Source organism: Mycobacteroides abscessus ATCC 19977 (assembly GCF_000069185.1).
Taxonomy (GTDB): domain Bacteria; phylum Actinomycetota; class Actinomycetes; order Mycobacteriales; family Mycobacteriaceae; genus Mycobacterium; species Mycobacterium abscessus.
This window is the reverse complement of sequence record NC_010397.1, coordinates 4,379,711-4,399,200: the sequence shown is the minus strand read 5'-3', so window position 1 is coordinate 4,399,200 and position 19,490 is coordinate 4,379,711. Positions and strand designations below refer to the sequence as shown.

Below are 19,490 nucleotides of genomic sequence, written 5' to 3'. Positions count from 1 at the left end.
ATTTTTTAGAGCTTCTAGCTGGGTAAATTAGCCGTCAATGACGGGTAGATAGTTAATTTTTGGCCGGGCGTAGACGTCTGAGGAACGGATCAATCACGATGCAGAGGGATCGCGAGAGTGACGACACCGCACGCCGCGGGCGAGGTCGGCCATCTGTCGGGGTGCTCAACCGCGACCGCATTGTCGACGCGGCGCTCGCCGAGCTGCGCGCGTCCGGACTGCGCAAGCTGACGATGCGGGCCGTCGCGGTCCGGCTGGGCGTGACCGTGGCCGCGCTGTACAACCACGTTCCGTCGCGGGCCGGGCTGCTGGTGGCGGTGCAAGAGCGATTCACCGCGGGCCTGGATGTCTCCGGCTTCGGCGTCGTCCCGCTGCGTGAGGCACTGTCCCGGTGGGCGTGGAGCTACCTGGATCAGCTGCGCCGCCGACCGGAACTGGTGCCGCTGATCGTGGAGGTCCCGCTGGCGCAGGCGCCGCTGACATCCGGTATGTACCAACGGGTTACCGCGGGGTTCGCCGCTGCGGGCTGGCCGGAGGAGAGCATCATCGCATCGATGAGCATCCTTGAGACCTTCATCTTCGGTGCCGCGGTGGATTCGCCCGGTCCGACCGACGTGTACGCGCCGTATGACCCGGCCAATGCGCCGCAGATGGGCCGCGTCTATGAGGCATTCGCGCGTTCGGTGCGGGAGCGACAGACGCGTGCGCACGATCTGGTCTTCACCATGGGGCTGGACGCAGCCCTCATTGGACTGCACCATATTTGGGGGACAGGACGCGGCTGGGCCGGGGTGAGGTTGCCGGTGCAGCGGCAGTGAGGGTGTGGCACTGTGGCTTAGGGCGAGATTTCTCGCAGCATGTCGGTGACTGATCGGGTTCATCCACCCGCACAGGCGTTTTGGATACGTTCGGGTTCAGTACCCGCTCAGGCCGGCGTACCACGATTCGTGCCCGGCTTTTGTATCAACCGATCGTCATGTTCGTGCTTTCGGCACGCTTCGATGAACGAGACTGCGGCAGACGTGTTGGCCAAGAACAGCTTGTACTGTTCGGCGTCGATCTCGTAATACTCTTCGTAGTCGACAAGTCCATTGCTGACCGGCATGGAGACGTAGTGCCGGCCTGAATCGGTTTCTGTGCCCATCGAGTACCGGTCCTCTTTGGAGAAGTAGACGTCCTCAAACTTCATCGATGTCCACCGCCTTTCGGGTAACGGTCATGTGCATGTTTCGGTCGAGGTGCAGTGCTGGCTAGTGGATTTCTCCGATCACGTAAGCTCGCCAGGGCCTCACGCTGTGTGGCCTGTGGACAGCAGTGTCTATCGCTTTCTCGGGCAGCTCGTTTTCAGCACAGGCCATGCCAGATGGGTGCAAGCACACAACTTCTGGCCGGTGGAGCTTGTTGACGTGGAGCCCGATCACAACCCGGGCGCCAGATGCCCAGTATGACTGGGGCCCTAGTTGGTCCGACACGACGGGTTGTCCAACCGGCGACACAGATACACGACTATGACCAGGCGCATTACGCTTGCCGCTCAGGTTATGCCCGTGAGGAGCAAATGTGATCCCGAAACAGGCCGACGGAGCATAAATAGTGGGGCGGATGCCGGGAATTGAACCCGCGTATTCAGCTTGAGAGGAATGCGTCTGCCGAAATTTGCGCAAGTTCGTTAACGTATTGCGGTCTAAGGCTATTAGACCTATTTTTGGGTCCGTGCGAATACTTTGTCGTTCCCGGCGACGCGGCTTTTATGCGGGAAAGTACGGAGTCATTTAAGCGCTTCCGTATCCAGTAGCCTTGGTGCCATGACCCCACTGCTGACGCTGATCGGATTGCGCATCTTCGCCGTAGGGATAGACGAGCGCAGTGCGCGCTAAGTGGTCAGCGCAGCTGCCATCCGACGCAGCGGCCGATTTCCTCTAGGGCCTGGGGGGACAGCTCGGGATGTTTCTGGCTGAATCTGCCCATGATGTCGTTGACGCCTTCGGCGAGTGTCATGGTGCCCCAGTCGATGGGCATAGCAACGGCTTCGCGAACGATCTTGACCACTTGCTCCCCGAGCTGGTTTCCTTCGTCCTGACCGTATTGGTCGGTTAGCTTTTGCAGGTCGACCCGAGGTATCGCCGAGTCTTGAATACTCGTCACGATCGCTTCGTTTATCAGGTCTGCGTCCATTTCAAGTCAATCCTAACGCTGAAATACAGTGGTCTCGATACCGGTATCCGGGTCAATTACAACGATCCGGTTGACATGCGGATTGTCCATCAGTCGAGGGAGTTCGACTGTCTGCCAAACATTTCCGGGGCGCAAGTTCGATCCGATGACAGCGCGAACTTCTCCCGATGCGCTCTCGGCGTACATCTGTGAGGTTCCATCCCACCACTTCTGTGCATAGTCGTCGGTTGGACTCCACTTCGGCGGCTTTATCCCTTGGCTATCGAGCAGTCCCTCAAGCGTGGTTGCGCGGCTCCCGTCGGCGATAAGGTCAGCTGCTCCGTTGCCGCCCGCGGAAATCGGGCCGATGCCCGTCCCGTCTACGTTTCTGCCAGACCAGAAGAATGCGCCGTCCGAAGGTGTTGCGAGCTGCGCCCGTTCCGGCAACTGGTAGGGCCCTGTATCAGGGAGGGGCGCGAAATGTGGTGGCGAGTCTCCGGGTGTTGAGTGGTCGCCACCGGATCCGCCATTGTGATCACTGACCGCCGGCGCGTGGTGGTCGCTGTCTGTCGGCGGGTGGTCCACGTGAGGTGATGGATGATCGAGCGGTGCTGGTCCGTGGTGTGTGTCGGGGATGTCGTGGGTGAGTGCTCGTGTTTCTGCGCCGGTGAGGTCGCCGAGGAGGCCGCGTGCTCCGGCTGCGGCTTCGCCGCCGAGTGGACCGGTGGCGGCGATCGAGGACACGTCGAACAGTTTCTTGCCTGCGAATCCTGCGGGATCGTTGACTGCGTCTTTGACCTCGCCGGGCAGGGACCCGAGTGGGTTGGCCATCTGATCGGCGGTGCCTAGGGCGAACTTCGCCCAGGACTCAGCCACGCCCGGAGAGCCGGGTCCGCCTTGTCCGGTCAGGTTCTTAGCTTCATCAATTATCCCGTCGACGCGGCTGTTAACCCCCTGCCCGAACTGCCTGGCCACACCAGAACCGAAACCGTCCGCAGGCTTGGGGGCGCCGGGAAGTTTCTCGAGCGCACCGACCGTCCCCGTGAAACTGCCCGCCTTACTGGGGTCGATGGTCAGCTTGTCGCCCGACCCAGGAGTCCTCGGGTACCACTCCTTGTAGTTCGCCTGCGTGTCGGCGCCCGCAGCAGCGGCCTTGGTCGCACCAGGATCACCATTCGGGTCGGGTGCGGCCAGGTGCTCCAAGCCAGCGGCAACACCTCCGGGCTTGATAGCCGAGCCGGGCATCGCCGGAAGGCCTTGAGCCACAGCACCAGACGGGTCCGGGAGTGTCTGGGCAGCTTTCACCGCTGCCTCAAGATCGGCGTTGGCGACACCCCCGGCAGCGCTGATCTGACGCAGCGTGTTGGTCAGATAGTCCAGCTCGTTTTTGTCATACTTGCCGCTAGGCGGGGTGACCTCGCCAGTGTCGTAGTTGATCGTGAATTTGCCTTGGGCGGCGTCATTTTCAATCTTCTTAAGCAGCTGTTGCACGCCCTCGAACTCATCAGCAGCGGCCCGGATCTTGGCCGCAGCGCTCTGCTGGGCCTGGGCGTGCCCGTCGAGATACTTGCCATGCGCATCCAGATCGTGATGAGCGGCCTCCCCAGAGACACCTTTCCAGCCGTCTCCCATGATCGGCAGCCGCTCCACACCGCGCTTCATATCCCGATTCGCGCCTGCCATCCCGTCGAGAGCGTCGGCTACATCGCGGAATGATTGGACTTTGGCGCGCTTGATATCGGCCAGCGGCAACGACATAAAGGCTACGCCTTAGCCTGCGGACGGCTGCCCAGAATATTGACCGCGCTCTGCTCTTCTATCCCGGCGAACGCGTACCCGATCCGATCGAACGCATCGCGGTAGTGGGTGGCTTCGTTCTCAACGTGCTTGGAATGGCCCTGCCACTGCGTCGACTCACTGTCCAGCGCCGACGCGGCACCACCAACCCACCCCGACATCGCCGTGCTGATCGCCGCGTGAGCCTTAGCATGTGCTGCCCGATGCGCTGCCAGCAGCCGATCCATCTCGTTGGCCGAACGGTGCAGCAACTCAGGACTGACTTGCAATGCCCCCACAGCAACAACACCCCCTCAGACAGCTAGCTACTACGCGCACAGTACCGCGCGGCTCGGTAGCTGTATAGCGGGGCGTGTTCGCCAGGACACTTGCCCGCACTATTTCTTGGGCGGAATTTGGTTGATATTGGCCGCTCGGAACCGCCACCGGAATCCCCGCCTCTAACAGCCCGAGCGGACGCTTAAAGAACCCCGCGACCCCCACCGCCACAGGATTCGCGGCGTGGTGTGAGCGCGTCTCGGTATCCGTTGACCCATTCGGTAGCGGACAATGTAGCCGGTCGGTCTGAGTGGGAACTTTGGTGACCCTGAGGGGCGCGGGCCAAACAGATTCGAACACCATCACCGTAGGTAGATGTGGAGCCGATGACGGGAATCGAACCCGCGTATTCAGCTTGGGAAGCTGATGTTCTGCCATTGAACTACATCGGCGGGAGACCAGATGAAAACCCTGATGACAATCCTGAACAGGTGCTTCCGTGCTGATCTTCGGTGTTGCTGCGGTGATGAGACGCGAGAAAATCTCACCGAGGTGGTGGTGTTTTCGCTGGTTCCAGACCGCGACGGAAGTGTATCAGGGGCGGGGCTGGCCGCCGATGGCCCCGAAGCGAGGTGCTTGGGGCTGGGGTCTGGGCGGCGAGAGTCTGGTCGGGTGGAGGGTGACTTTGCTCGAAGACGGCATGGGTGATGGCGTTTCGGGACTGTTGTCGAGCACCCGCCATCGTGACGTATGCGGCTCACCGCTCGATGGTAGGCGGGGGACACCAATGTGAGCCGGCGATGTCAGACCTCGCCGTTAGCGTCAGTGAATCAGGCGAGTGACGGAAGGGACTCGGATGGAGCCGTCGGGGTTTGTCAGCACTGTCAAAGAGGGATTGGCGTTGAAGCTGGAAACGCCGTACATGGTGGCGGCGAGCGCCATCGGGCTACTCAGTGCATGGTGTGCACTGCCGGGTGATGAGGGGTTCCGAACGCCGTTCGAGGGGCTGTCGAAGTTCTTCACGTGGACTGGCTGGGCATCACCAGCCGCGTGGCTCAATACAGCGCATCAGTGGATGAGCGACCCGAGCAGAATCGGGGTCACTCACTTTGCATTCGTCACGCTGGCCTTTCTCGGGACGCTTTTCGCGTCCTACAGCCGTGCATCGTTTGCGTCCCTGGTCGGGATCGGCGGGCTGGTGGAAACGGGGTTTGCGACCGTGGCGTGGGTGCTTCCGGTGTCGTTCTCGATTGCGATGACCTTGGCGGGGTGGGTGATGCGTCGGTGGAACGATGACTTGTGGGAGCGTGCCTGGTTGACTTGGTTCTGGATGGGCATGGCGCTGGGCTACTGCGTACTCGCGCTGATCGCGTTCGTGTTCGGAGAACAGAAAGGCCGTGCTCGTTCACAGCCCGTTGAGGTTGCGCTGTCGTGGGAGACGCAGCGGTATATCGACAAGCGGCTCAGGGTGTTTGGGATGCCCAGCCTGATTCCTCCCGTGAGCATTCCCACGATTGCGCCTGCGGTAGTGACGAGTAGGCAGCTAGCGAAGGACTACCGCAAGAAGAAGATTCGGGACACAGAGGAGATCGGGCATGTCCGCAGAGTAAGCGATTCGGGTAAGGAGCATTCCTGGTGACAGAGGACACGAGCCGGTGCGTCTTTTGTGATCGGGCAAAAGGGGATTTGGTGGACCCACGCGACCCGACATCGCAGACAGTAATTCTTACCCGAGAACATATATTCCCGTCCTCCTGGAAGGAAAAACTGGATGTGAGTATGTTCATTAACGCCACGGAGCCATTGGGGATCAGGGAGTTCACCAGGTACGTGGGAACTGACTTCAAACCAATCTCGTCACGCCCAGAACCGCTTTTCGAGTTGGTGGTCCAACCTGTCTGCGACCACTGCAATAACGGTTGGATGAATGATTTGGATATGGTCGTTTTGCCGTGGCTCCAAGATCCCTATGCCGTTTCCATAGACGCTGCCGCGCTTCGGAGATGGGCGATCAAAGTGGCAATTTTGCGCTGCTACTACGAGAATCCACACGTTCTCGAGCCTGGGGATCTCGTTGCGCTTTACAACGGTGAAGAGATGACGGATTGGCACATCTTCGTCGGGCGGACGCTGTGCCCCAGTCATAGCCACACATTTGCGGGCGCGGGGTGTCTGATCTTCCCTGACGGAGGAAGAGGTGTGGGGTTGACACAGGTCTCCTGGTCGCTGGGAAGAATTGCGGTTGTCGCGATACGAGTCGTCAGTGGCAGTGAAGCAGGGAACGGTTTCTTGAAGCACTTCAAGTCTGTTGTCCGACTTGAGGGGACGCTCGTAGCCGAGGTCTCACGAAAGAAGGGCGTCCGTGCACCTGAACTAGGGGTACTGCCCGAACTGACGCCGCCAAAATGGGAGAGCCTTGTCTGGTATTTCAGCACGAATCCGCTATCGCCTATCGCTAGTCAAGTGGGGCAGATGGAAGAGGACTTTCGTGCGGTCTTGGAGGAGCGTGGAATGGTCGTCCGGGATCAGCCTTGATGGCGCTCCAGGCGGCGCAGCGTATTCGTCAGCCTGCTATGCCGAGGTTGTCGGTGGCCCGCGCCACGATGCAGGCTGTCCGACTCTCCAAGCAGAACAGGAGACACCCGATGGCTCGTCGCAGCTCCACTTCTTCGTCGTCCACCTCGATTCCGTCCATCAGTTGCGGGACAGCCACCTTGCCGATCATGCGGTCGTCCAACACCTCCGTGACATGAGCCACCAGATACTGCGGGTCCGCAGGCGGCCCGGATGGTGTGAGGGGACAAGCACCCCGAGGGGTGGGTGTAGAAACGGGGAGCCGTCTTTCAGGGAGACGGTGCAGCAGGTGCTGTCAGGCGGGGCTTTGGGGTCGATGAGGTCGGTTATGGGCCGACAGTAGGACTGGCTCCTATTGGGCTGACATGCACAGAAGGGGTGTTCGGGGTAGCCGTGGAGCGGAATTTCGGAGATCCGGCACGAAGCCAGGCGTTTCAGAATCGGAGTGTCGGCGTTTCAGGGAAAGTCTGCTCACCGACTACGAAATGCGAAGAGGCGATTGTCATCCGGTCCCCATCGGCGGAGAGCGGCCCCGTCCATTAGAGCTAGTGGGACCTCTCGGCGTGTCAGCTTACATGTGCGAGCTCGCTCCGGTCCGCGCCGGAGTCGGCAGTATCGGCAGTCGATCAGGAAGAGCGCTTGACCAGGGCGCCGATGATCAGCCGGGACAGCATGGTTTCCAGGTCGGTGTCGAAGTTCAACGAGATGTCCGCCAGCGCGGGTTCGGCCTCGGCGGCGGCAATCGCGCTGGCCGACGGTTGGGCGTACATCCACAGTGCCGCGCTGGTCACCACGGTGGAAAGGGACACGCTCTGGGAATCGTCGCCCAGCTCGGGGATGAAGCTACGAATGGCGTCGGTGTATCTGGCGATGGTGGTGTGGGCGGATCGCCGGAAACACAGCAGCGTCTCGGGTGAGACGTTGTATTCCAGGACGCCCGGCTGTGCGGTCATCAGATCGCACAGCACAGCGTGCTCTCGCAGCGACCGGCTGAGCAGGGCCGCCAGGTGGTCGGCCCGCTGCTGCGCCGAACCGTCATACGTGTCGCGAGAGAGCTCCGTCACAATTTCGGTCACCCAATCCCGCAGGGCGCCGTCGAGCAGTTCCAGCAGTACAGCCTCGCGCGACTCGAAATAGCGGATCATCGCCGACTTTGCTAGCCCGGTGCGACGGCTCAGCTCATTAAGGCTGATCTGGCTCACTGGCATGTCGCTGAGCATCGACGAGGCGGTTTCCAGGATGGCTTGCCGACGGATCTCGCGCTGCTCCTCGCTGCGCGCCCGCCGGAAGTTCATGGCCCGATGGTAAACCGCCGCCAATCGCTCGATAGTGAACCGCCGGTCTATTACCGTGGTACGGTCTCTGACGCAATAGACCGGCGGTACACAAAGTGGTGATGCCGCTCGTTCGGTAGTCGCCTCACCGGCAGGAACCTGCGGTCCTGAACAGCGCACAAGCAGAAGGGGATGCACGGGTGTACCGACTGTTGAAGCGGTTCTGGATACCGCTGCTGCTGGTAGTCGTCGTCGGGATCGGTGGATATGCGATTGCGCAGATCCGCGGCTCCGCTGCGCCTCGTCCAGCGAAACTCGGCGAGGGATCGGGCATCACCGCCAATTTCAACCCGAAGCACATCACGTACGAGGTCGTCGGCTCCGGCGGCACCGCAAACCTCAATTACCTCGACGAGAACGGCCAACCCCACCTGATCGAGAATGCGCCGCTCCCTTGGTCATTCACGATCGTGACGACACTGCCGTCGATGTCGGCCAATATCGTCGCCCAGGGGGACCGTAGCGTCACCGATCTCGGATGCCGTGTGACCGTCGACGGGCAGGTGCGCGACGACCGTTCCAGCGCAGACAAAGTCAAACCGTTCATCTACTGCTTGGTGAAATCCGTATGAGCAATCTGCACGCAAAGCCGCACCGCCCCTTCCTCGGCCATCTGATCCGGGTTCTCTCGCTGCCGATCATCCTGTTCTGGGTGGCGCTCGCGGTCATCCTGGGCACGGTGACCCCGTCTCTGACTGACGTGGCGGCCAGCCGGTCGGTGCCGCTGAGTCCGCAGAACTCCGAGTCGTACCAGGGGATGTTGAACATCGGCAAGGTGTTCCAGCAGTACGACTCGGACTCCTCGGCGATGGTCGTTTTGGAAGGCGACGACAAACTGGGCGACAGCGCGCACCAGTACTACGACGACATCGTCGCCAAGCTCAAGGCCGATCACGAGCACGTGCAGAACGTCCAGGACTTCTGGAGCGATCCGCTGACCGCGGCGGGCTCCCAAAGTGTGGACGGCAAGGCTGCCTACGTGCAGATCTTCCTCAACGGCTCGCAGGGCACCAGCGCCAGCCATGAATCGGTGGCCGCGGTGCGCCACATTGTCGACTCCGTGCCTGCCCCACCGGGTATCAAGGCCCATGTCGCCGGCACGACCGTGCTCAACGCCGACACCCAGGTGGCCGGTCACCAGAGCATGGCGACCATGGAACTGGTGTCGGTGGGCGTGATCATCGTGATGATCCTGTTCATCTATCGCTCCATCGTCACCATGCTCATCTCCATGGTCATTATTGGACTGGAACTATTTGCCGCCCAAGGTGTTACGGCGACAGCGGGCTATCTGAACGTCATTGGACTGACTCCCTACGCGGTGAGCATGGTGACGATGCTGGCGCTGGCAGCCGGCACGGACTATGTGATCTTCCTCTTCGGTCGCTATCACGAGGAGAGGTCGAAGGGGCTGAGCCGTGAAGACGCGTATTACGTGGCATATCACGGTGTCTCGCACGTCATTCTGGGCTCAGGCCTGACCATCGTCGGTGCGTGCCTGTGCCTGACCATGACCACGCTGCCCTACTTCCAGAGCATGGCGCTGCCGTGTGCGATCTCGGTGCTGGTGATCGTGGCCGCAGCGCTGACGTTGGCGCCCGCGGTGTTGACGGTGGCCTCCAAGTTCGGGCTCCTGGAACCCCGGGGCAAGCTATCCACCACTGGCTGGCGCAAGGTCGGTACGTCGGTGGTGCGCTGGCCCATTCCGATCATCGTGTTGACCAGCCTGATCGCGATCATCGGTTTCGTCAGTCTGATGACGTACGTGCCGCAGTACAACGACCAGAAGTTCACACCGGCCGATATGCCCGCCAACCTCGCCATGGAGGTCGCCGACAGGCACTTCTCCCAGGCCCGCATGAACCCCGAGCTGCTGATGCTGGAGGCCGACCACGACCTGCGCACACCGGCAGACATGCTGGTCATCGACAGGGTGGCCAAGGGCATCGTGCACATGCGCGGTATCGAGCGGGTACAGACGATCACCCGTCCCCTGGGCGCGCCGATCGAGCACAGCTCGATCCCGTTCTTGATGGGCGCGCAGAACGCCGGCACCCTGCAGACCGCGAAGTTCAACAACGAGAACTCGGCGCAGATGCTTGAGCAGGCCGACGAACTGAGCAGGACCGTGGCCAGTATGGAGCGGATGTACAGCCTCATGCAGGAACTCACGGGCACCATGCACAGCATGGTGGGCCGGACTCATGAGATGGAGGCGACCATCCAAGAGATGCGTGACAACTTGGCCAATTTTGACGATTTCTTCCGGCCACTGCGCAACTACTTCTACTGGGAAAAGCACTGCTTTGACATCCCGATCTGCCAGTCGCTGAGATCGATTTTCGATGTTTTGGACAGCGTTGACGTGCTCGCCGATCAAATGCACGGCCTCATCGCGGATATGGATCACATGGACCAGCTGATGCCGCAGATGCTGCCGGTGCTGAGAACGACCATTGATTCGATGGGCAGGATGCGCGACTTCATGATCGCCACTCACAGCACAATGGCCGGAACCCAAGCCCAACAGCAAGAATTGGCGAAGGGCGCCACGGAGATTGGCTTGTACTTCGACCAGGCCAAGAACGACGACTTCTTCTATCTACCGCCCGATGTATTCACCAACCCCGACTTCAAGCGTGGGCTCAAGATGTTCGTCTCACCCGACGGCAAGGCGGTGCGATTCATCATCACCCACCAGGGCGACCCGGCCTCGGTCGAGGGCATCGACCACGTCCGCGACCTCAAAGGTGTTGTTGCCGACGCGGTTAAAGGCACTCCGCTGTCCAATGCCAAGGTCTCGATCGCGGGTACCGCTTCGATGTATGCCGATATGCAGGATGGTGTTTCCATTGATTTGATGATCGCGGTCATCGCGTCGATGATCCTGATCTTTGCGATCATGGTGCTGATCACCCGCTCCGTGGTGGCGGCCCTGGTCATCGTCGGCACGGTGGCGGCGTCCCTGGGCACCGCGTGTGGCCTGTCAGTGCTGTTGTGGCAGGACATCCTTGGGCTCGGCGTGCAATGGATCGTGATCCCGTTGTCGATGGTGATCCTGTTGGCGGTGGGTTCGGACTACAACCTGCTGGTGGTCTCGCGGCTCAAGGAGGAGATCCACGCCGGGCTCAATACCGGCATGATTCGCGGCATGGGAGCCACCGGCCGCGTGGTCACCGCCGCCGGCCTGGTGTTTGCGTTCACCATGATGTCGATGATCGTCAGTGATCTGCGCGTGGTGGGCCAGTTGGGCATGACCATCGGCATCGGCCTCATCGTCGACACGCTGATCGTCCGTGCCTTCATGACACCGTCAATCGCCGCGGCCCTGGGCCGGTGGTTCTGGTGGCCGATCAACGTCTTCGAGATCGTCCGGCGTGGCCGCGAGACACAGGCACCGGAACCGGTCACGGCGCCGCTTCCGGTGGTGGATGCCGGACCGCAACCGCCGACTGCGCCTTCTACCTCCTGAAAAGTCTTGGCCAGCAGCGAGGAAATTCTCAGCATCGCCTCAGCGGCTACGGGCACTGTAATAGTGCGCATCGACCGTGGCGTGCGCCCTGATGCATGTTGAGAAAGAAGGAACAGCAATGATCGATCGGTCCGGGCGTCCGCCGTACACAGAAGATTTCCCGACGACACCACACGGCTACCGGCTGGTGCATGGTCCGTCGGCGGCCACCCGGACGCGCTACGCCTACGGCGAAACATTTCCGGATCGTGACGCCCTGGCTCCGAACCGCTTGCCGCGTAAACGCCTTCGTGTGGCCGGAATGACCTTCGGTGCTGTTGCGGTGGCTGTTGTCGCCAGCGCCACCACCGCGTTCGCCGTGGTGAACCACTCCGGGCCTGCGGCGCCCGCCGGTCAGGTGGCGGCTCCCGTCGCCGGAAAACCCTCCCCGGCAACGGGTTCAACACTGGGTAGGCCAGCTGCCACCGGTGCGGCCGGTTCGGTCGAAGAGGTATCTGCCAAGGTGCTGCCGAGCGTGGTGCAACTGCAGATCCAAAGTGGCCGCCAGCAGGAATCGGGGTCCGGCATCGTGCTGAGTGCCGACGGTCTGATTCTGACCAACAACCACGTGGTGGCCTCGGCCGCGCCCGGCGCCCAACCATCGGCTCCGGTGACCGAGCCCGACAGCCCATTCGGCGGCCAGTTCGGTAGTCTGCCGCCCGGCATCTTCCCCGGCGAACAGCAGCCGGGCGGCTACCGGGACGGGCGTGACGGCCGGGACTCCGACGACTACGACGGGCGAGGTGTCCGGCCCTCGGCCCGCACCGGTGACGGCGTCAAGGCCACCGTGACCCTGTCCGATGGCCGCACGGTGCCGTTCACCGTCGTGGGCGCCGACCCCGACGATGACATCGCGGTGGTGCGTGCGCAGGGAGTGAATGATCTGACTCCCATCAGCATCGGCTCGTCGAAAGATCTGAAGGTGGGGCAGAACGTCGTCGCCGTCGGCTCGCCACTGGGCCTGCAGGGCACGGTGACCACCGGCATCATCAGTGCGCTCAATCGCCCTGTCGCTACCGGTGACGACCAGAGCGGCCAGCGTTCCGTGATGAGCGCCATCCAAACCGACGCGGCGATCAACCCCGGCAACTCCGGCGGTGCGCTGGTGGATATGAGCGGCAATCTGATCGGCGTGAACTCGGCGATTGCCTCGCTCTCCGGCGGCCAGGATTCGCAGGGCGGCGGACAGGCCGGCTCCATTGGTCTGGGCTTCGCCATCCCGGTGGACCAAGCCAAGCGCATCGCGGACGAACTGGTCTCCACCGGCACCGTGCGGCATGCGTCGTTGGGGGTTCAACTCGCGTCCAGCAAGGACGCTCCCGGTGCGGTGGTCGCGGGAATCGTCCGCGGCAGTGCGGCAGCCACGGCAGGTCTGCCCAAGGGCGCCGTGATCACCAAGGTCGACAACCAGGTTATCGACGGGCCGGACGCTCTGGTCGCCGCGGTGCGGGCCAAGGCGCCAGGGGACACCATGGCGCTTACCTACCAAGACCCGTCGGGCGACGCGCGCACCGTCCAGGTGACCCTGGGGCAGTCGGAAGCGTAAGAGGGCCGTAAGAGGGCACGGAACTTCAGGTAACGAACCGCCGGGCGGCCATCGGTAGCGCTCCGCACTGACATGTTCGCCCGGGACCTGGAAGACTTGAGACATGTCCACTGTCCACGGCGTCATTGTCACGGATCGTCCCGAGCGATACGCGAAGCAACTCGCTCAGCACTGGGCGGCCAAGAGCACGGTGACCGAGCTGGAAAACGATGCCGTGCAGATCGAGATGGGCCCCGGCGCGGTCACGGTGCTACGCCCCAAGCCCGGCGAGTTGCACGTGGAGGCCAGCTCCCCGGAATTCGGCGATGTGGTGAAGCGGCACCTGGAACGGTTCGGCACGCGTGACGAGCTCACGCTGACCTGGATCGGTGACTAGTCCCGGGCGAAGGCGGCCTGTGCTTCCTTCTCCAGATCGATGAACGACTCGTCGCTTACGTCGACAGCGACCACTTTGATGGTGCCGCCGGTGAATCTGCCGGGATTGGTGTACTGCGGCGATACGTTGTCGCCGCTGTCGTAGCCGACGCACAGCCCGTCACCGGCGAGCGTGAAGGTGCCCACCTGAGTCCGCATGGGACCGGTAGCGGCGAGCTTTCCGTCCACGTAAAGATTTGTCGTTCCCAATGATTCGCCGTACTGACCCTTGTCGCGGCGGACAAACTCTACTCCCAGCGTGCGATTACCGGGAGTCAGCGGGGCCGAGATGAATTCCTGCTCGGGCTTGATGCCCAGGAAGTTGTACACGTAGTGCAGCCGTCCATCCTTGATGAAGAGTACGTGCCCACCGAATCGCGATCCGTGGGCGAAGATGACGCCCTGCGCCTGCGCGCTGATATCCGTGTTGGCGACGATCTTGTAGGACTTGCCACGGATGTTGACTGCCACACCCTCCGGCACCGGTGAGGCGTCTGGGTAGTACAGGTAGCGATTGCGCCGCGGCTCGAATTGCGGCCGTTCGATGGTGAGCAGTTCGGTGGGCAGCCGGTCGTCGAGCGGCAGGACGAAGTTGTTGTCCGCCTCCTCGAACCACGCGTCGATCAGAGCTTTGAGTTTGTCGGGGTGTTGATCGGCGAGGTCGGTTGATTCTGAACGGTCTTCGTCGACGTGGAAAAGTTCCCACTTGTCCTGGTCGAAATGGCCCTTGCCGCTGATGGGTGCGTGCAACGCGGAGGCCTTCCAGCCGTCCTCCCAGATACCACGGGTGCCCAGCATGGCGTAGTACTGCCGCTTCTTGGTGGTGGCGGCGTCCTTGTCGTCAAACGTGTATCGCATGGATACGCCGTTGACGGGAAATTGGTCGACGCCGCGATACGTCTCCGGCATCGTCAGCCCCGCCACGTCCAAGATTGTCGGCACAATGTCGGTGACGTGGTGATATTGGTGACGCACCTCGCCCTTGGCCTTGATTCCCTTGGGCCAGTGGATGACTAATGGGTCGCAGGTGCCACCGGAGAATTGTGAGTAGCGTTTGAACATCTGGAACGGGGTGGAGAACGCGACGGCCCACCCCGTGGGGTAGTGATTGTAGGTATCGGGAGTGCCGAGCCGGTCGATGTACTTCATGTTCTCGGCAAGGTCGTCGGGGTAACCGTTGAAGAATTTGTTCTCGTTGACCGAGCCGTTCGGCGACCCTTCGCCGGAGGCGCCGTTGTCGGCGCAATAGAAGACGACGGTGTTGTCGAGCTGTCCGGTCTGTTCCAGGTAGTCGATGACCCGCCCCACCTGGGCGTCGGTGTATTCGGAGAACCCGGCGAAAACCTCCGCCATGCGCGAGAACAGACGTTTCTCGTCGGGGTTGAGCGTGTTCCACGGCCGCACTGAGTCCGCTTCCACCGCAACGTCGTTGGGCAACGGGTTGATAGGGGTGAGCTTGGTTTCCCTGGGCATGATGCCCTTGTCGATCATGCGGGCCAGTACCCATTCGCGGTACGCCTCGTAGCCGTCGTCGAACTTGCCCCGGTACTTGTCGGCATATTCGGCGGGGCTGTGGTGCGGCGCATGGTTGGCACCCGGGCAGAACCACATGTACCAGGGTTTGGAAGGATTGGTGTTCCGCTGATCGCGCAGCATTCGAAGAGCTTGATCGGCAAGATCTTTCGAAAGATGATAGCCCTGCTCCGGGCTGGTCGGCTGCTCGATGAAGCGGTTGTCCTCGACGAGGTCGGGATACCAGTTGTTGGTCTCACCGCCGAGAAAACCGTAGTACCGGTCGAAGCCCTTCTGTAAGGGCCATTCCGACTTGCTGCCGCCACAGGAGACGTCTTCCTGCGGGACGTTGTGGTTCTTGCCCACCCAGAACGTGCTGTACCCGTTGTCCTGGAGCACCTGTCCGATCGTGGCGCATTGTGCGGGCAGCCGCCCGGCGGCGCCGGGATACCCATCTGATCCCTCGGTGATCGAGGCGAAGCGATTCACGTGGTGGTTGCGGCCGGTAAGCAGGCATGAGCGCGTTGGTGAGCACAGCGCCGTGGTGTGCCATTGCGAGTAGGTGAGCCCGTTGTCGGCCAGCCTCTGCAGGGTCGGCATGTTGACCCGCCCGCCGTATGGAGACCAGGTGGCCATCCCGGTGTCGTCGAACAGCACGACGAGCACGTTAGGTGCGCCGTCGGGCGCGTGCTTGAGCTCGTACGGCGTCCAGTCCGGCTTCGAATCACGGACGTCCAGTTCGATCTTCCCGTTGAAGCCGGCATTGGCCTCCTCGGCCGCCGAGCTCCTGTCAGTGCGGGAGGAGGAGTCGTCGTCACAGCCGGCGACCAGCGCCGAGGCTGCCGCGACACCCATACCCGCCGCCGCGATGCCGCCCAACATCGAACGACGGGTCAGTCTGCCGCGCTCAGCGTTCTGTTCCGGTTCGGGTGCGTCGTCTCCGGGGATGTGCATGCCACACAGTCTTCTCTTCAAGATCCAGCCCCGCGTGGTGATCACGAAGATCGATACGAACTCGTGAAGCTCCCCGGAGGTTAAATGGCGACCGAAGTACCGGCATCCCCTTTTCGGGTGATCTTGTGGCGGGATACGACAGTGCGCCGCGCCGGCCAGAGGTCATCGCATCGAAACCAGGTGGTCGATGTGGTCCTCGGGTAGTTCACCGTCGACCACGGCAGCGACGATGGATTCGTTCAACACGATCTGCCCGCCATGGTTATCCAGGAAAGCGGTGTCGGCGGCATCACGTCCGGTGGTGATGCGGACCATTGTTTGGCGCGGTGCCAGGCAGGTTGCGTCCACCACTCGCCAACGGTTGTCGACGACGGCCTCGGCCACAGCGTGAAAGTCCATGGGATCGCAGCCCGGCGCATAGACCGCGACAAGTCGGGCCGGCACTTTGACGGCGCGAAGCAGCGCCACCACCAGGTGCGCGTAGTCGCGGCAGACTCCGGCCCCCGAGAGCAGGGTGTCTACGGCGCCATCAATGGGGTCGCTGGACCCCGGCGAGTAGGTCAGCCGGGCGCCGACCCAGGATGACACCTTCTCCAGCAGCACAGCAGGGTCGGTGTGTTCGCCGAATTCGGCTGCCGCGAAGCCGAAGAATTTGTCGGCCTCGGCATAGCGGCTCGGGCGCAGGTACGTCGACAGGTCCGCGGCCTCGACGGGCACTTCGTCGGCTTGGCCAAGAATGGTTGCGGTGTAAGAGACTTTGAGGTTGCCGCGCTCGGCAGGCAGGCGGTGGATGCGATTTCCGTGCTCGCCCGCGACCTCCTGGGCCTCGACCCGCCGTCCGTTCAGCTCCAGCGACAGTTCTTCCGACACTTCGGCGCCGGTTAGCGGCGACACAGCGACCTGAAACTCCAATGTGGATGGCTCCAAGATGTCCACATCGAGTTGGGCTCGAATATCACGTTTCATGCCGGTCCTCCCGTAAAACGACGATGCGCGTTGCCGTGGGGCGGGATAAGTCTGACATCGGAACCATCGGCCCGCTTGCTACCGCGGTACTACCCCAGATTTTCCACGCACCGAAATCCGATATGGGTGGTCGCACTGTCCTGAGACTGCGGTGAGCGCGCCGCAGGACGATAGCGATGGCAGTACTCGGGTGCGCACAGATGCGATCCGCCCTTGAGTACCTGGATCACCGAGGGATCCGGGTTATCCGAAGGGCTGCAACACGACTTAGGTGCGCCGGCTCCGTGCTGAAATCGCGTTGAGGTCCATTCCCAGACATTGCCGATCATGTCCAGCAGGCCAAAATCGTTGGCGGGAAACGTGCCGACGGGAGAGGTGCCGTGCCACCCTAGGGCGCCGTCATTGCGATACGGAAACCTGCCCTGCCAGGTGTTGGCCATCAGCCGGCCCTCGGGCGCCACCTCGTCGCCCCAGGCGTAGACGGTGCCACTCCCGCCGCGGGCGGCGTACTCCCATTCGGCCTCGGTGGGCAGTCGCCTTCCTGCCCAGCGGGCATACGCGGCAGCGTCGGTATAGGCGACCTGCACCACCGGATGTTCGGCCGCGCCGTCGATATCACTTCCTGGCCCAAAGGGGTGCCGCCAGTAGGCGCCCGGCACCCAGTCCCACCACTGTTGCCAATCGTGAAGGTCCACCGGCCCCGCCGTCGTCCGGAACGTCATGGCACCGGGAACCAGATCGTCGGGTGAGGCGCCGGGGTACATGTCCGGGTCGGGGGCCCTTTCGGCGACGGTCACATAACCGGTCTGTGTGACGAATTCGGCGAACTGGGCATTGGTTACGGGATGTCGTTCAATAGCGAAGGGCTCCACCGACGAGACACGCTCCGGCATCTCCTCAGGGTAGAAGACATTGCAGCCCATGGGAAACGACCCACCTGGCAATTCCACCAGTTCGGTCAGTGTCACCGCCGCTGTCTCCATTTCTCGCAGTTTCCGGTTACGCGGCGAGTATTCCACCGTGCAGGCCGACCCGTCAGCCGGGCACCCGGTACGCGGCGTGCGTTATCGCGCGGGATGCGTTGCCCGTCGAAGCGGTCACCGAGTACCTCACGCAGCACCAATTATTGGTCGCCGATCGCCCGTACTCGCAGCAGCCTGGCATCGTGTGCCGCCAGGCTGGTGCGATACGTCAGCTGCTGCACCGACCGTTGTCCCGAGAACACGTCGAGGACGTCGAACCGCCGGGCTTTGGGCAGCCCCAGCGCGCTGAACGCAGCCCGGAAAGGCTGTGCGACATCGTCGCGGTTCACAATCACGATCGCCGTGGATCCATCGCCAAGTGGCCGGGTCCAAATGGTTCCGCCGCTGCCCGCCAGTGCTGTCGCGGACGCGCGCAGCGAATCTTGATCAATGGCAAGCAGATCCCGATTGATCAGCAGCGCACGGATGTCCTCGGGCATGTGTGTCAGGTCGTTGCCCGCGATCAGAGGCGATCCCCATTCCGCCCACAGGGCGAGCTGTGCTCGTGATTCGGCCGTATTGAGCGGCGGCAGATCAATTCCCGCGACCTGTGGCGCCCCGGCGACCAGCATGTCGTAATCGCAGAAGAAGCCCGGCTGCGGTGTGCAACGGAACCCGGGCCCTGCTGCGTTGGCCAACGCGTCGACGACGCCAAGGCTGGTGTCGTAGGCGTCGATGGCACCCCATGCCGGTACCAGGTCTTGACTCACCCGAGTCATGGTGGCTACCCCGGTGAAGCTGTCGTACCGGCTGGGCGGGATGACGGTGCCGCTGTTCGGGTTGATGCTGTAGAGGATCGGTCTGCCGGTGGCGCGCAACGCATCCCGCATGATGGTGAAGCTGTCGACCAGTTCGTCGACGTCGGCGGGTGGTCCGCACCAGTCGTACTTCACGTAATCCACGCCCCACCGTGCGAAGGTCTGGGCATCCTGGATCTCGTGTCCCCGGCTGCCCGTGCGGCCCGGGTACGAACCGCCGTTCTGCGCGCAGGTAGCCTCGCCGGGGCTGGCGTAGATGCCGAACAACAGACCGCGTGCGTGCACGAAGTCGGCCACTGCCTTCATGCCGTGAGGAAAACGGGCGGGGTTCGCGCGCAGTTCCCCCGACGCGTTGCGTCGCGGATCGAACCAGCAGTCGTCGACCACCACATACCGATATCCGGCATCGCGCATTCCCGACGACACCATGGCCTGCGCCGTCCGCTCGATGCGCTGCTCATCAATATTGCAGCCGAACACATTCCATGAATTCCACCCCAGTGGGGGAGTCGATGCCAGTCCGGCAATGGCCGGGCCGGGCTGTGGCTGGCGGCGGAAAATGTGAACGGACGACACCGTTGCCACGATGCCGATCACCGCAAGCATGATCAGGATCAGTGCACGGCGGCCACGGCTCACGGTTTACACGCTATGAGCAGTTGTTCGTTGGTGCACGGTCCCCAGCTGATT

The 19,490-nt window shown here is 62.4% G+C and carries 17 protein-coding genes and 1 tRNA gene; 7 read left to right on the top strand and 11 right to left on the bottom strand.

Annotated elements, in window-relative coordinates:
* Nucleotides 1-161 precede the first annotated feature (161 nt).
* On the top strand, nt 162-818 hold the full coding sequence (locus MAB_RS21900; protein ID WP_005112308.1) for a TetR/AcrR family transcriptional regulator: 657 nt from the start codon (nt 162-164) through the stop codon (nt 816-818).
* A gap of 107 nt (nt 819-925) precedes the next feature.
* On the opposite strand, the gene MAB_RS21895 is transcribed toward MAB_RS21900, so the two are convergent.
* From MAB_RS21895 to MAB_RS21875, 5 genes are all read right to left on the bottom strand, one after another.
* Nucleotides 926-1,189, bottom strand: a complete 264-nt coding sequence (locus MAB_RS21895) for a hypothetical protein (protein ID WP_005112307.1) — start codon at nt 1,187-1,189, stop codon at nt 926-928.
* A 692-nt stretch (nt 1,190-1,881) separates the two neighbouring features.
* Nucleotides 1,882-2,175, bottom strand: a complete 294-nt coding sequence (locus MAB_RS21890; RefSeq protein WP_005112306.1) for a hypothetical protein — start codon at nt 2,173-2,175, stop codon at nt 1,882-1,884.
* A 12-nt stretch (nt 2,176-2,187) separates the two neighbouring features.
* Nucleotides 2,188-3,912 carry a hypothetical protein gene (locus MAB_RS21885; protein WP_005112305.1) on the bottom strand — a complete coding sequence of 575 codons (1,725 nt, stop codon included), beginning with the start codon at nt 3,910-3,912 and terminating at the stop codon, nt 2,188-2,190.
* Nucleotides 3,913-3,917: 5 nt separating this feature from the next.
* A complete protein-coding gene (locus tag MAB_RS21880) occupies nt 3,918-4,229 on the bottom strand; it encodes a WXG100 family type VII secretion target (protein WP_005112304.1) in 312 nt (103 codons plus the stop codon).
* A gap of 358 nt (nt 4,230-4,587) precedes the next feature.
* Nucleotides 4,588-4,661 (bottom strand) — tRNA-Gly (locus MAB_RS21875).
* Nucleotides 4,662-5,065: 404 nt separating this feature from the next.
* Here MAB_RS21875 and MAB_RS21870 point away from each other — a divergent pair.
* Together MAB_RS21870 and MAB_RS21865 are read left to right on the top strand one after the other, a co-directional pair.
* Nucleotides 5,066-5,848 carry an Asp23/Gls24 family envelope stress response protein gene (locus MAB_RS21870; protein WP_005112291.1) on the top strand — a complete coding sequence of 261 codons (783 nt, stop codon included), beginning with the start codon at nt 5,066-5,068 and terminating at the stop codon, nt 5,846-5,848.
* Nucleotides 5,845-6,744, top strand: coding sequence for a hypothetical protein (locus MAB_RS21865; RefSeq protein WP_021268907.1), 900 nt, complete (start codon nt 5,845-5,847; stop codon nt 6,742-6,744). The genes MAB_RS21870 and MAB_RS21865 overlap by 4 nt, the downstream gene beginning before the upstream one ends.
* A 28-nt stretch (nt 6,745-6,772) precedes the next feature.
* Here MAB_RS21865 and MAB_RS21860 read toward each other — a convergent pair whose 3' ends face one another.
* Nucleotides 6,773-6,967 carry a hypothetical protein gene (locus MAB_RS21860; RefSeq protein WP_005112288.1) on the bottom strand — a complete coding sequence of 65 codons (195 nt, stop codon included), beginning with the start codon at nt 6,965-6,967 and terminating at the stop codon, nt 6,773-6,775.
* Nucleotides 6,968-7,409: 442 nt separating this feature from the next.
* A complete protein-coding gene (locus MAB_RS21855; protein ID WP_005112287.1) occupies nt 7,410-8,078 on the bottom strand; it encodes a TetR/AcrR family transcriptional regulator in 669 nt (222 codons plus the stop codon).
* A 179-nt stretch (nt 8,079-8,257) separates the two neighbouring features.
* Here MAB_RS21855 and MAB_RS21850 point away from each other — a divergent pair, with 179 nt between their 5' ends.
* The 4 genes from MAB_RS21850 (at nt 8,258) to MAB_RS21835 (ending at nt 13,550) form a co-directional block, all read left to right on the top strand.
* Nucleotides 8,258-8,689, top strand: a complete 432-nt coding sequence (locus tag MAB_RS21850) for an MmpS family transport accessory protein (RefSeq protein ID WP_005078169.1) — start codon at nt 8,258-8,260, stop codon at nt 8,687-8,689.
* On the top strand, nt 8,686-11,589 hold the full coding sequence (locus MAB_RS21845) for an MMPL/RND family transporter (RefSeq protein ID WP_005112285.1): 2,904 nt from the start codon (nt 8,686-8,688) through the stop codon (nt 11,587-11,589). The genes MAB_RS21850 and MAB_RS21845 overlap by 4 nt, the downstream gene beginning before the upstream one ends.
* Before the next feature lie 118 nt (nt 11,590-11,707).
* The gene (locus MAB_RS21840; RefSeq protein WP_012296744.1) at nt 11,708-13,174 is read left to right on the top strand and encodes a S1C family serine protease; all 1,467 of its coding nucleotides are present in this window, start codon (nt 11,708-11,710) and stop codon (nt 13,172-13,174) included.
* Between the two features lie 103 nt (nt 13,175-13,277).
* On the top strand, nt 13,278-13,550 hold the full coding sequence (locus tag MAB_RS21835) for a DUF2218 domain-containing protein (protein ID WP_005080013.1): 273 nt from the start codon (nt 13,278-13,280) through the stop codon (nt 13,548-13,550).
* Here the strand turns inward: MAB_RS21835 and MAB_RS21830 are convergent.
* The 4 genes from MAB_RS21830 to MAB_RS21815 all read right to left on the bottom strand — a co-directional run bounded on the left by MAB_RS21830 (nt 13,547) and on the right by MAB_RS21815 (nt 19,439).
* Nucleotides 13,547-16,054: an arylsulfatase gene (locus MAB_RS21830; protein WP_005112283.1), complete on the bottom strand. Its 2,508-nt coding sequence runs from the start codon at nt 16,052-16,054 to the stop codon at nt 13,547-13,549. The two genes, MAB_RS21835 and MAB_RS21830, sit on opposite strands and share 4 nt — an antisense overlap.
* Before the next feature lie 162 nt (nt 16,055-16,216).
* Nucleotides 16,217-17,020, bottom strand: a complete 804-nt coding sequence (locus MAB_RS21825; protein ID WP_005078164.1) for a transglutaminase-like domain-containing protein — start codon at nt 17,018-17,020, stop codon at nt 16,217-16,219.
* Between the two features lie 89 nt (nt 17,021-17,109).
* A complete protein-coding gene (locus tag MAB_RS21820) occupies nt 17,110-18,003 on the bottom strand; it encodes a formylglycine-generating enzyme family protein (RefSeq protein ID WP_005112282.1) in 894 nt (297 codons plus the stop codon).
* Between the two features lie 140 nt (nt 18,004-18,143).
* Nucleotides 18,144-19,439, bottom strand: coding sequence for a glycoside hydrolase family 27 protein (locus tag MAB_RS21815; RefSeq protein WP_005112281.1), 1,296 nt, complete (start codon nt 19,437-19,439; stop codon nt 18,144-18,146).
* Nucleotides 19,440-19,490 lie beyond the last annotated feature (51 nt).